This window comes from Cupriavidus sp. F041 (genome assembly GCF_057814235.1).
This window is the reverse complement of sequence record NZ_JBVASY010000001.1, coordinates 805806-818748: the sequence shown is the minus strand read 5'-3', so window position 1 is coordinate 818748 and position 12943 is coordinate 805806. Positions and strand designations below refer to the sequence as shown.

General features: G+C 62.3%; 12 protein-coding genes. 5 read left to right on the top strand and 7 right to left on the bottom strand.

Features of this window, described 5'->3' with window-relative positions:
- Position 1 precedes the first annotated feature (1 nt).
- Complete coding sequence (gene sauS / locus ACZY0R_RS03755) at positions 2-1429, top strand: acylating sulfoacetaldehyde dehydrogenase (RefSeq protein WP_488857185.1); 1428 nt, start codon at positions 2-4, stop codon at positions 1427-1429.
- A 68-nt stretch (positions 1430-1497) separates the two neighbouring features.
- Positions 1498-3018: an AMP-binding protein gene (locus ACZY0R_RS03750; RefSeq protein ID WP_488857184.1), complete on the top strand. Its 1521-nt coding sequence runs from the start codon at positions 1498-1500 to the stop codon at positions 3016-3018.
- Positions 3019-3137: 119 nt separating this feature from the next.
- Here the strand turns inward: ACZY0R_RS03750 and cynS are convergent, their stop codons facing one another.
- On the bottom strand, positions 3138-3608 hold the full coding sequence (cynS, locus tag ACZY0R_RS03745) for a cyanase (RefSeq protein WP_488857183.1): 471 nt from the start codon (positions 3606-3608) through the stop codon (positions 3138-3140).
- Positions 3609-3639: 31 nt separating this feature from the next.
- The gene (locus tag ACZY0R_RS03740; protein WP_488857182.1) at positions 3640-4299 is read right to left on the bottom strand and encodes a carbonic anhydrase; all 660 of its coding nucleotides are present in this window, start codon (positions 4297-4299) and stop codon (positions 3640-3642) included.
- Positions 4300-4416: 117 nt separating this feature from the next.
- Here ACZY0R_RS03740 and cynR point away from each other — a divergent pair, with 117 nt between their 5' ends.
- Positions 4417-5316, top strand: coding sequence for a transcriptional regulator CynR (gene cynR / locus ACZY0R_RS03735; RefSeq protein ID WP_488857181.1), 900 nt, complete (start codon positions 4417-4419; stop codon positions 5314-5316).
- A 450-nt stretch (positions 5317-5766) separates the two neighbouring features.
- Positions 5767-6468 carry a hypothetical protein gene (locus ACZY0R_RS03730; RefSeq protein ID WP_488857180.1) on the top strand — a complete coding sequence of 234 codons (702 nt, stop codon included), beginning with the start codon at positions 5767-5769 and terminating at the stop codon, positions 6466-6468.
- Positions 6469-6541: 73 nt separating this feature from the next.
- Here ACZY0R_RS03730 and cyoD read toward each other — a convergent pair whose 3' ends face one another.
- From cyoD to cyoA, 4 genes are all read right to left on the bottom strand, one after another.
- Positions 6542-6916, bottom strand: coding sequence for a cytochrome o ubiquinol oxidase subunit IV (cyoD, locus tag ACZY0R_RS03725; RefSeq protein WP_488857179.1), 375 nt, complete (start codon positions 6914-6916; stop codon positions 6542-6544).
- On the bottom strand, positions 6913-7515 hold the full coding sequence (gene cyoC, locus ACZY0R_RS03720) for a cytochrome o ubiquinol oxidase subunit III (RefSeq protein ID WP_045242734.1): 603 nt from the start codon (positions 7513-7515) through the stop codon (positions 6913-6915). The genes cyoD and cyoC overlap by 4 nt, the downstream gene beginning before the upstream one ends.
- Before the next feature lie 3 nt (positions 7516-7518).
- Complete coding sequence (gene cyoB, locus ACZY0R_RS03715) at positions 7519-9495, bottom strand: cytochrome o ubiquinol oxidase subunit I (protein WP_488857178.1); 1977 nt, start codon at positions 9493-9495, stop codon at positions 7519-7521.
- A 68-nt stretch (positions 9496-9563) separates the two neighbouring features.
- Positions 9564-10424, bottom strand: a complete 861-nt coding sequence (gene cyoA, locus ACZY0R_RS03710; protein ID WP_488859490.1) for a ubiquinol oxidase subunit II — start codon at positions 10422-10424, stop codon at positions 9564-9566.
- 315 nt (positions 10425-10739) lie between these two features.
- Here cyoA and ACZY0R_RS03705 point away from each other — a divergent pair, with 315 nt between their 5' ends.
- Positions 10740-12143 (top strand): aminotransferase-like domain-containing protein, encoded by a 1404-nt coding sequence (locus tag ACZY0R_RS03705; RefSeq protein ID WP_488857177.1) that lies wholly within the window; start codon positions 10740-10742, stop codon positions 12141-12143.
- Between the two features lie 51 nt (positions 12144-12194).
- Here the strand turns inward: ACZY0R_RS03705 and ACZY0R_RS03700 are convergent, their stop codons facing one another.
- A complete protein-coding gene (locus ACZY0R_RS03700; protein WP_488857176.1) occupies positions 12195-12485 on the bottom strand; it encodes a hypothetical protein in 291 nt (96 codons plus the stop codon).
- Positions 12486-12943 lie beyond the last annotated feature (458 nt).

Sequence of the window (12943 nt, the reverse complement as noted above, 5' to 3'; positions counted from 1 at the left end):
AATGTCAATGGAAACGTGCGCGAACACCCATGCGTCGGCAGAGGGCGAAGTGATTCCCAAACTGATCAGGAAGGCAAGGGCGGCGCAGCGCAGCTACGAGCGCTATTCGCAGGCACAAGTGGACGAGGTGGTCACCGCGGCGGGATGGGCGATCGTGCATCCCGAACATAATCGCATCCTGGCCGAGATGGCGGTGCGCGACACCGGGCTCGGCAACGTCCCCGACAAGATCCAGAAGAACTACCGAAAGACGTTGGGGCTGCTGCGCGACCTGAAACATGCGAAGACAGTCGGCATCATCGCCGAGTATCCAGAGCGCGGACTGGTGGAGATTGCCCGCCCCGTCGGTGTGGTAGCCGCGATTACCCCTTCCACCAATCCGGCGGCGACACCCGCCAACAAGATCATCAATGCGCTGAAGGGGCGCAATGCGGTCATCGTCGCGCCCTCTCCCAAGGGACTTTCCACTTGTGCCGCCCTGGTGGCTTACATTCACGCGGAGCTGGAGAAGCTTGGCGTGCCGCTGGACCTGGTCCAGTATCTGCCCGGACCGATTACCAAGCAGGCAACCCAGGAGCTGATGCGACAGGCGGACCTGGTGGTCGCGACAGGCTCGCAGAACAATATCCGGTCCGCTTATGCGAGCGGATCGCCGGCATTCGGAGTCGGTGCGGGCAACGTTGCCTCGATCATCGATACCTCGGCAAGTCTTGGTGAAGCGGCCCAAATGATTGCCAGTTCGAAGACGTTCGACAATGCGACGAGCTGCTCGTCCGAAAACAGCGTGGTCATCCTCGACCCGGTCTATGACGCGGCGCTGGCAGCGCTGACCGATGCCGGCGGCATGCTGCTGAACACGGAAGAGAAGTGCCGGTTGCAGGAGACGATGTGGCCGAGGGGAAAGCTGGATTCCGCAGTGACCGCGCAGTCCGCGCCCAGGATCGCGGCGCTGGCCGGTCTGACGCGGCCGGGCGTGACGCAAGCGAAATTCCTGATGGTGGAGGAAGTTGGCGCCGGTCCGGAGTATCCATATTCTGGTGAAAAGCTCTCTCCCGTGCTGACCGTCTATCGCGCTCGCGACTTTGATCACGCTTGCGCGATAGTCAACGATATCTATGGGTATCTGGGGGCGGGCCATTCGGTGGGAATTCATACAGCGGATGATGACCATATCCTGCACCTGGGAAATGCGCTTCCAGTCTGCCGGGTCATCGTCAATCAGGCGCATTGCTTTGCGACCGGCGGCAGTTTCGAGAACGGTTTGCCATTCTCGCTTTCCATGGGCTGCGGCACATGGGGCGGCAATAATTTCTCGGAAAACATGAATTACAGGAACTTCCTCAACATCACGCGCATCGTGCGAAAGCTCAAGGAACGGGTTCCCTCCGAGGACGAACTATTTGGTGAGTACCTGCGCAAGCACGGCTAATCGATCCGTTGCGAATCAGTCGTAAAGCCATATAAGTCTTTTACTGCTTGAACGTGAGGAATATAGACATGCTGCGCACCATTCGAGAATATGTCGACTTTCAGGCCGCCGAACGACCGGATGCGATTTACCTGATTGCGCCGGAACCTGACCTGAGCATGACGTTCGCCGGCTTGCGGAGTGCCTCTCGCGAGCTGGCACGCTTTCTTCTCGGCCAGGGTATTCGGAAGGGCGACAAGGTGGCGATGCTGATGCACAACGGCTACCAGACCTGCCGCCTGTTCATTGGTGTCATGTATGGCGGGTTTTGCGCGACGCCGCTGAATCTGCTCGCGCACCCGTCGCAGCTCGAGTACGTGCTGAATCACAGCGACGCCAGGATCGTATTCGTCGCGCCCGACCAGCTGGAGCGTCTGAATGCTGCGCTGGCCAATGTGACGCGGGATATTCAGGTCGTGCTGTGCGATGTCGATGCGCGGGAATGCATCCCGGTGCCGGATGAGGAGGCGGAGCTGCCACCCGTGGGCGAAGAGGACGACGCACTGATGATGTACACGTCCGGCACGACCGGCAAGCCAAAGGGGGTCGTGCTGGCAAACCGGTCCATCGTGTCGGGTGGACAGTTCGTATCGGCAGCCCACGAACTCGCGGCCCAAGACAGGGTGCTGGCGGTCTTGCCCCTCTACCACATCAATGCCCAGATTGTGACCGCGACATCGCCGCTGATTCATGGCGGGAGCCTGGTTCTGCCGCATCGATTTCGGGTCTCCGGCTTCTGGGAGATGGTGGCGCGGCATCGATGCACCTGGATCAACGTAGTGCCGACCATGATTTCCTACCTGTTGAATGGCGCGGGTCCGGCGCAGGATGGCCTGGATCTCAGCCGGGTCCGCTTCTGCCGTTCTGCTTCCGCTCCGCTGCCGCCCAGCCAGCATCGTGCCTTTGAAGACGCATTCAGGATCGGCGTGATCGAGACGATGGGGCTCACGGAAACCGCCGCGCCATGCTTTACCAATCCGCTGGAGCCTTCGCAGCGCAAGATCGGCAGTCCTGGGCGGGCCTTTGGCAATGAGGTCAGGATTGTCAATGCGGAGGGAAATGTGGTCGCTTCGGGTGACGCGGGCGAGATCCTGGTGCGTGGCCCGAACGTCATGAAGTGCTATTACAAGAGTCCGGAAGAAACCGCCACGACGCTGACGGCGGATGGCTGGCTTCATACGGGAGATCTTGGATACCTGGACGCGGATGGATTTGTCTTCGTCACCGGCCGGATCAAGGAGCTCATCATCAAGGGGGGGGAGAACATTGCGCCTCGCGAGATAGACGAGGCATTGCTCAAGCATCCGGCTGTGCTGGAGGCCGCGGTGGTGGGCGTTCCGGACCAGCACTACGGCCAGGAGTTGATGGCGTGCATCGTGTTTAAACCTGGGGAGCGATGCACGGAGGACGAACTGAGATCGTTTTGCCGGAACGAGCTGGGCGCTTACAAGACACCCAGGTCATTCCGCTTTGTCGACGAACTGCCCAAGGGGCCGTCCGGCAAGGTGCAGCGGCTGAAACTCCTCGGCATGGAGGAGATCCCCGCCTAGCGCGCGTCCGGCCTCGGCCGTGTCGGACAGCGTGCAGTGCCTCGTTGGCAAGCTGGCGGGTTAGCGGATAGCGGCGGGCGGCGAAAGCCGCTCGCATGCGCCTGCCGTCCAATGGAGGCTCAGAAGGGCTTCGTGGGCAGATATTTCCCGTCGAGGGTGATCACGGCGCGGTGGCCGCCGTCCGGGTCCTCGACCTTCTGGATGTCCAGCCTGAAGTTGATGGCGCTGATGATGCCGTCGCCGAACTTCTCGTGCACCAGGGCCTTGAGCGTCGAACCGTAGATCTGCACGATTTCATAGAACCGGTAGATGGTCGGGTCGGTCGGCACGCCGCCCGGAATGCTGCCGCGCAACGGGATGGTCTGCAGCAGGCGCGCGGCATCCTCGCCCAGTTCGAGCTTGTCGGCAACCGAATTGGCGACGTGTTCAGGCAGCGGATGCTGGCCCAGGAGGGCGGCCGTCACATAGGCGAGGGTCAGGCCGGAGCCTTCGTTGAGATCTTCGAATGTAAGGTCCTTGCGCATCTTAGCGTCGATGATGGCATCGGTCAGGGCCTGGCGGTTGGTCTGGCTGTATTGCGACTGGGGCATGAAAGACTCCTTGAGGGGGCGGGATATACGCTCAGGCAGCAATGCCGAGCCTGGTTGGGGTTGCACAGACATGCGGATGGTCCGCAAGGGCGACGAAGTGGTTCGTGGTGCCGTCCAGGGCGGCGATCGAGCCGGTTTCGATGTCGTACACCCAGCCGTGAAGCTGCAGGCGCCCTTGCTCGAGCGCGAGGGCAACGGACGGATGGGTCTTGATGTTGGCGAGTTGCGCGATGACGTTCTCGCGCGCCATCGAATCGACACGCGCGCGCGGCGATGCGTGCTCGCGCGCCTCGTTGACGGCCTTGGCGGCATCGCAGTGATGCAGCCAGCCGGCGACGGCCGGCATGTGATCCAGGCATTGGCAGGTGGCAATCGCGGTCATGGCGCCGCAATCCGAGTGGCCGCAGATCACCACGTCCGTGACGCCAAGCCCCGCGACCGCGTACTCGACGCTGGCGGAAACGCCGCCGGGCTGCGTGCCGTATGACGGCACCACGTTGCCGGCGTTGCGGATCACGAACAGGTCGCCAGGCTCGCGTTGGGTCAGCAGTTCGGGCACCACCCGGCTGTCGGAGCAGGCGATGAACAGCGTGCGCGGATTCTGGCTCGTGGCCAGGCGCTTGAAGAGCTCGGAGCGTTTCGGGAACTCGTCGCGCTGGAACTTCAGGAAACCGTCAATGAGGTCTTGCATCGCTTTGCTCCATCGTGGTGGGCGGTGAACCGATGAGAGAATCATGGACGAATTTCGCTATAGGGTCCAAGACCGGTTTATTATGCATTCCATAGGCAATACCAATAGTTAAATCCCATGCTGCTGCGTCATATCCGTTACTTCCTTGCCGTCGCCGACAGCGGCAACTTCACGCGAGCCGCCGAACTGCTGCACGTTTCCCAGCCAACGTTGTCGCAGCAGATCAGGCAGCTTGAGGAAACCCTGGGCGTGCAACTCTTCGACCGGTCCGGGCGCAGCATCAGGACCACGGATGCCGGCCAGGCGTACCTGCTCTATGCGCGCCGCGCGCTGCAGGACCTGGAAGCGGGGACGCGGGCCATCCACGATGTGCGCGACCTGACGCGGGGCACCTTGCGCCTGGCGATGACGCCCACCTTCGCGCCCTATCTGATCGGGCCGCTGGTCATGGGGTTCAACGAGAAATATCCCGGCGTCACGCTGCGCTTGCTGGAAATACCGCAGGAGCAGATCGAGCAACTGCTGGCCGACGACAACCTGGATGTCGGGATCGCCTTTGAGGACGTGCATCTGCCGGACATCGAAGCGCAGACCTTGATGCAGGAGCGGCTCGCACTGGTGGTGGGTACGGCGCACCGCTTTGCCAGGCGGCGAGCGGCGCTGACACTGAAGGAACTGGAGGGAGAGCCGATGGCGTTGCTCACCATGGAGTTTGCAACGCGCCGCTATATCGATCGCTACTTTGGCGGGCAGGGTGTTCCCCCGCGAATCGCATTCGAGGCGAACTCTGTCAATGCCGTGATCGAGGCAGTGCGCCGTGGCCGGTTGATGACGGTGCTGCCCGCTGCCATCCTTGAAGACAACAGCGAGCTTTGCAGGCTCAAGGTGGAGCCGCCGCTGCCGCCCCGGGGAGCCGCATTGCTCCAGCGCAAGGGCGCATACCGGACCGCGGCCGCGGGGGCCTTTGCCGACTTTGCACAAGTCGCATGCGGCGCCGGCGGGCGCAACCTGCGTTGATCCGGCCGAGCAATCTCTCTAACGAAATTCAGATTCAGGACACTGGCGAGCCCAGCTTTCGAGACATCGGATGAAGGCTGGGCACTCCCTGTCTATGGCCATCGCCTTTCGTGGCTGTCTGCCAACAGGCATTGTTCATTCCGGTTCCGGCACAACTGATCGCAAGGGCTCGGCGTTCGTCAAAATAGCACGCAAGACGCTGCGTCTGCTCCGCAGTAAATAGCGGTCTTCTGCTCCTGTTTTTCCTTGCTGCGCTGCGGCAATATCTCTCTAAGCCAATGCCGCCGGTTGCCCCGGCGAATCCCGGACCCACCGGGACAAAGACATTGCGCGACATTCGAAGAATCCGTTCCATGCGCGGTTCGCGCGGCCACGCGCTCGCGCCCATTCCTGCGGCCGCCGCGCGTGTCCTTCGCGCGCATCGTTGGCGCCAGGAAAACTGCCTCAGCCATGACGTATCAGCTATTTTCACTGGCCGGGTGTCCGGCCTGTGCCGCTCTTGAGCTATTCATGCGGGGCGCCGGTCTCGCCTATGACCGCATTGTGCTGGCGTCACCGCGCCACGCCGCCGACGTGCTGGTTCTGCTTGCCGGATCCGATCCGCGTTGCCCGGCCTTGAGCCTTGGCGAGAAGACAGCAACTGGCCTCGCGGCTTGCCTGGAGCTTCTCGGTCAGCGCCACGCCGAAGGCGGATCGCTTGCAGATCTGGCATTCCATGGAACTGGCAATGCACTGGTTGACGGCGTGCTTAGCGGCCGTGTGTTGATGGCCAGAAACGAGCGGGCGTTCTCGCTTGCGCTTGGCGCGTTGCGTGACGCTATCCGGGAGTGGACCTCCGCGATGCCGGCCGCACTGCGCCGCGCCGGCCTGTTCGTGCCGTATCTGGACCTGAGGATTGCAGATGGACTGTCTGGCGGGAAGTTCAGGCTTGCGGGTGTGTTCGGCGTTGACGAAAGCGTGCTGGAGGCAATGGTCTATCGCTTGCCGGCCGGATTTGAAGTCGCTTACCTGGACCGGATAAGGCGAGGGCGGAGCTGGGTCTATTGGGAGGGGGGCGACAGCATGCTCGGGGACCGGGCGGCGCGCTTGCACAATTCCCGTAACTGGTCAGCCGCCCTGAGCAAAGCGGCGGCCGGCAGTCTGTTTATCTAGAGAGGCATTCGTCCGTTGGGACGCGCGCGGCGCGTGGCCGGATCGCGGGAGAAGCGATCCGGTCACGGAGCCGCTAGTCGCGCAGGCGCGCCTGTTCCGGCGACATATCCATCGGCATCATGTTGACGTTGGCGTTGTGCATGACCCACAACGATCCCGCGACGATGATGGCGATAAGCGCCCCGGTGCAGATGAAGATCGCCGTGTTCTGGCGCTGGTCGGCAGACGTGCCGATGTGCAGGAAGAAGACCAGCTGCACCACCAGTTGGGCGATGCAGAGCACCACGATGGCGGCGAGGCCCGTGCCTTTGGGCACGAGCCCTTCCATCACCGCGCCGAACGACGCCAGGGTGAGCACCAGCGACAGCGCAAAGCCGATCACATAGCCTTTCATGCTGCCGTGCGCCGCGTGAGCCGCGGATCCGGTGGGAAGTTGGGCGGTATTCATACAAACTCTCGCAGGTAGACAAAGGTAAACACGCAGATCCAGATCAGGTCCAGGAAGTGCCAGAACAGGCTGAGGCAGGCCAGCCGGCGCCGGGTCACGCCATCCAGTCCGAAGCATTTGACCTGGTGCATCATGACCAGGATCCACAGCAGGCCGCAGGTCACATGCAGGCCGTGGGTGCCCACCAGGGAAAAGTAGGAAGACAGGAACGCGCTGACGCCCGGCCCCGCGCCGGCATGAAGCAGCTCGGCGAATTCGTACAGCTCCATGGCGATGAAGGCCGCGCCGAGCAGGAACGTGACGCCCAGCCACTGGATCACCTGACGCTCCCGCCCGGCCTGCATGTTCAGCATGGCCACGCCGAAGGTGAAGCTGCTGACCAGCAGCAGCATCGTTTCCCCGAGCACGAACGGCAGCTCGAACAGGTCCCTGCCGCTCGGGCCGCCGGCCGTGTTGCCGGCGAGTACCCCGAAGGTAGCGAACAGCACTGCGAAGATCAGGCAGTCGCTCATCAGGTAGATCCAGAACCCTAGCGTGGTCTTCGTTCCGTCGTCGTGCCCGACATGTTCGTGCGCGTTGTGAATGACTGTGTAGCTCATGGGTCAAGCCGCCTTGCGTAGCTGCGCATAGCGCGAGTTTTCGATGCGTTCGACTTCGGCCGCGGGGACGTAGTAGTCCACGTCGCGGTCGTAGGTCCGTGCGATGAAGGTGCCGATAATGCCCAGCAGGCCAAGGCCCGCGAGCGCCCAAATATGCCATACCAGGGCGAAGCAGAGCACCAGGCCGAACGCCGAGACGATCACGCCCGCGCTGGTATTCCTGGGCATATGGATGTCTTCATAGTGGCCTGGCCGGACATAGGCACGGCCCGCTTCCTTGTCGTCCCAGTGCTGCTCCAGCGAGGTGATGTGCGGCACATGGGCAAAGTTGTAGAAGGGCGCGGGCGAGGCGGTGGCCCACTCCAGGCTGCGACCGTCCCAGGGATCGCCGGTGAGATCGCGGTTGTCCTTGCGGTCGCGCACGCTGACGGCCAGCTGGACAAGCAGGGCGACGATGCCGGCACCGATGATGACGGCACCGCATAGCGCGACGATCAGGTAAGGCTGCCAGTCCGCGTGCGTGTAGTGGTTCATGCGGCGGGTCATGCCCTTGAAGCCGAGCACGTAGAGCGGCATGAAGGCCAGGTAGAAGCCAACCAGCCAGCACCAGAATGAGATCTTGCCCCAGCGCTCGTTCAGGGTGAAGCCGAACACCTTGGGGAACCAGAAGCTCATCGCGGCCAGGCAGCCGAAGATCACGCCGCCGATGATCACGTTGTGGAAGTGAGCGACCAGGAACAGGCTGTTATGCAGCACGAAATCGGCGCCGGGCACGGCCAGCAGCACGCCCGTCATGCCGCCGACGGCAAAGGTGACCATGAAGCCGATCGTCCACAGCGTCGATGAGTGGTAGCGGATGCGGCCGCGGTACATCGTGAACAGCCAGTTGAACAGCTTCACCCCGGTCGGGATCGAGATGATGGACGTCATGATCCCGAAGAAGGCATTGACGTTGGCGCCCGAGCCCATTGTGAAGAAGTGATGCAGCCAGACGAAGAACGACAGGATGCCGATCGACGAGGTGGCGTACACCATCGACTTGTAGCCAAACAGCGGCTTGCCGGAGAAGGTCGAGATGATCTCGGAGAAGGCCCCGAAGCACGGCAGGATCAGGATGTAGACCTCGGGGTGTCCCCAGATCCAGATCAGGTTGACGTACATCATGGCGTTGCCGCCAAGCTCATTGGTGAAGAAATGCATGCCCAGGTACCGGTCGGCGGTGAGCAGCGCGAGCGTGGCGGTCAGGACGGGGAAAACGGCAACGATCAGGATGTTGGTGATCAGCGCGGTCCAGGTGAACACCGGCATCTTCATCAGGGTCAGGCCCGGCGCACGCATGCGCAGGATGGTGACGATGAAGTTGATGCCGGTGAGCGTTGTCCCCAATCCCGATATCTGCAATGACCATATGTAGTAGTCGACCCCCACCGTTGGGCTGTATCCCAGCCCGGATAACGGCGGATAGGCGACCCAGCCAGTAGCGGCAAAGTCGCCGACGAACATCGACAGCATGACCAGCACCGCGCCCACCGCCGAGAGCCAGAAGCTGAGCGAGTTGACGAACGGATAGGCCACGTCGCGGGCGCCGATCTGCAGCGGCACGATGACATTCATCAGGCCGAGGATGAACGGCGTCGCCACGAAGAAGATCATGATCACGCCATGCGCGGTAAAGATCTGGTCGTAGTGATGCGGAGGCAGGTATCCGGCCGCATCGCCCACGGCGATCGCCTGCTGCACGCGCATCATGATGGCGTCGGCGAAGCCGCGCAGCAGCATGACCAGCGCCATGATGATGTACATCACGCCGATGCGCTTGTGATCGACCGAGCAGATCCACTCGGTCCACAGGTACTTCCATTTGCCAAAGTAGGTAACGGCGCCGATCAGCGCGGCACCGAGCAGGAGGACGGCGACCAGCGTACCCATGATGATGGGTTCATGGTACGGGATCGCATCGATGTTTAATTTTCCGAACATGGATCAGTGCTCCGTGGCCGCGGCGTGGTTGCGTTGCATATGTTGCGTAGGTTGCGGATTCATTGGCTTCATCGGTTGGCGGCCAGCGGGGGGCTTTGGGCTGTACAGACTTCTCCGCGCACATCGCCACGCGCATCGCTATGCATGTATTTGTTGACGATGCCCTGGAACAGGTCTGGCGCGACGCTCGCGTAGGTGGTCACCGGCGTTTTGGTGCTCGGGAGCTCCAGAGTGCGGTAGGCCTTCTCGTCCAGCACCAGCGGTGATTTCCTGGCTTGCTGGACCCAGGCGTCGAACTCCTCGCGCGAGGTGGCCACGGTGTCGAAATGCATGTCGGAGAATCCCGGGCCGCTATAGGCCGCGGATAGCCCCGCGTAGATGCCGGGCGTGTCGGCGATCAGGTGCAGCTTGGTCTCCATGCCGGCCATGGCGTAGACCTGGCTGCCGAGCTGTGGGATGAACAGGGAGTTCATCATCGATTCCGCGGTGATCTTGAAATTGATCGGTGTATGGACCGGGATCGGCAACCGGTTGACCGAGGCGATGCCGTAGTCGGGGTAGATGAACAGCCATTTCCAGTTCAGGGCCACGGCTTCGACGCGCACGGGCTTGACCGTCGACTCCAGCGGCCGGTAAGGATCGAGCGAGTGGGTGGTGCGCCAGATAAGAACCGCCAGGGCGGCCACGATCACGCACGGAATGGTCCAGATGACCACCTCGATGCTGGTGGAATGGGCCCACTTGGGCGCATAGGTTGCTTTGGTATTGGACGCGCGATAGCGCCAGCCGAAATAGAGCGTCAGGAAAATGACGGGAATCACGACCAGCAGCATAAGGAACAGCGACACCAAGATCAGGGTCTTTTCCTGGTGCCCGATGTCGCCCTTCGGGGATAGCAGCTCTAGCCGGCAGCCGCTGAGCAGGAGCATGGCTCCGGCACCCAGGAGCAGCCCCGCGCAGCGCAGCACGCCCTTGCCTGTGTTGTTCAGCCTGTGCCTGTTGTTGGAATCGCGCCGGACAGCATGGCTTGCGCCGGCCATTAAGTTACGCATAAGACATACCTTGGTTATGCATCACATAACCGGCGCACGCGTCGAGATCGCCTGCCACAGCACGCTGGAAACCATTGCGAGAAAGGGAAATCCGCCCGGACGGCGGGAAACGCATACAAAGCGTTAAATGTATGGATTTGTGTGATGCTGCGGCGCATGATAATGTAAGACAAAGGCCATACATCAAGGAAAATGCGTCAAACGGAATCCATACAAGCTGAAGGGGCCGGACCCGACTGGTCGACCGCCTTCGTGCGCGGCGAGGGTGCGCGCTACCAGCAGATCGTTGATTTCATAGAGCGCGCCGTGGGGGAAGGGCAGCTGAACCCGGGGGACCGCCTGCCGCCGCAACGCACCCTGGCCGGGCAGCTCGGGGTGGATCTCACCACGGTGACGCGGGCCTTCACCGAGGCCAAGCGGCGCAACCTGATCGAGGCGCGCGGGGCGCTGGGCACGTTCGTCGCCGCGCCGAAGGTCGAACTGGCGCAGATGGTCGACCTGAGCATGAACGTGCCGCCGCCTCCTGCCGGCGTGGATTTCCACGACCTGTTGCAGCGCGGCCTGTCGCAGGTGCTGCTGCGGTCCGATGCGCACCTGCTCATGACCTACCAGCTTGGTGGCGGCAGCAAAGCGGACCGGGCCGCCGGCGCTATGTGGCTGAAACCGATGCTGGAGCCGGTCAGCCCCCAACAACTGATTGCCTGCCCCGGCGCCCAGGCCGCGCTGGCGGCGCTGATCCTCACGCTCACGCAGCCCGGCGAGGCGATCATCGCGGAGCCGCTGATCTATCCGGGTTTGCGCGCGGCGGCGGAACAGCTCGGGAGGCGCGTGGTGACCGTGTCCACCGATGACGAAGGAATGCGGCCCGATGCGCTGGAGCAAGCATGCCGCGAGCATGGCGCGCGCGCGATCTACCTGAATCCGACCATCCAGAACCCGACCGCGCGGACCATGCCCGGGCATCGCCGCCGCGATGTCGCGCTGGCCGCGCAGAAGTGTGGCGCCAGGATCATCGAAGACGATCCTTACTGGCTGCTCGGCAGCAATGCGCCGCCGCCTGTGGCCCACTTTGCGCCGGGCCAGGTCTACTACGTCTCCACGCTATCGAAATGCCTGAGTCCGGGACTGCGGACCGCCTACATCCGCTTGCCCGATGCGCGCAGCCGGGCCGGCGTGCTGGCCGCGCTGCGATCCTTCGCGCTGATGTCGACGCCATTGTCGACCGCGCTGGCCACACAGTGGATTCATGAAGGCTCCGCCGCCCAGCTGCTGGCCGGGATCCGCGCGGAAGCGTTCGCGCGGCGGGAGCTTGCACGGCAGTTGCTGTCGAGCGTGGACCAGGCGCCTCCCAGTGGCATACATGTCTGGCACCAGTTGCCGAGCTACTGGACGTCCCAGGCGCTGACGCAGGCCGCGCGGGCTGAGGATTTGCGGGTCACAGCCTCTGAAGCGTTTTATTCCGGGCCCACGCCGCCCAACGCGATCCGCATTTCGCTGGGCGGGGTCGAGGCGCGTTCTCATCTTGCGGCTGCATTGAAAAAACTGGCGGAATTATTGGTGCGCAAGCCGCAGATGTCCGGGGAGATCGTGGTTTAATCAGAAAAGCCGCCCGCAGGCGGCTTTCTTGCATGCAAGAATTGCGCGGTATTACGGCTTGGGTATGTTCGGAAAGAGCCGGTCGATCAAAACCTGCGCGTCCCCTACGGTAACGATGGCCAAGGCACTGGCCAGCTCTACTTCCGGCCAGCGGAATTTCTGCACATAGATCGCCACTGCCGTCACAATCGCCGCCTTCACGATCGGCTCCAGCGGCTCCCTGGCCGGATGATTGAAATAGCTTTGATTGGCGACCCAGCGCCCGCAGCCGTGATCCGCAATTTCCAGCGCGCGGCTAACGAAGCCTTCGTCTTTGATTCCTCGGTCCAATTTGATCTCCATGCCCCTGTTGGGGAGAAATAGTCTGCAAAGGCGAATGCCCTAATCTCAAGGCACGTTTCCTGCGCCTTACGCCTCTGCCTGGCTGACTGCCAATTCTCGTGATAGCGATCAATAAGGCAGTCTGCCGTGATTAATAGCATGGAGACCTATTCGATAGATATAGGACAAGTATGAATCTGCCCGAAAATTGCTAATGAAGCGTTTCAAGACGCGGTGATGGCCCTGCAAACGGATGCCCGCCTCGACGTTCCCAGGTGGCAAGAGTCGGAGTCCTTCCATCGCCCGTTGCTTCCTGCATTGCGGAAATCAAGACTCCGGCGGGTGGGCGGGTCCGGCGGCAGAGTCATAAATCAGCCATTCCCGAGCGGCAGCGTGCGCTCAGGGCAGGGGGCGTGACTACTTCTTCTTGCGGCTCATGGGGTAGACGGTGCTGATCGAGGCAATGAAGGCCTTGCCAG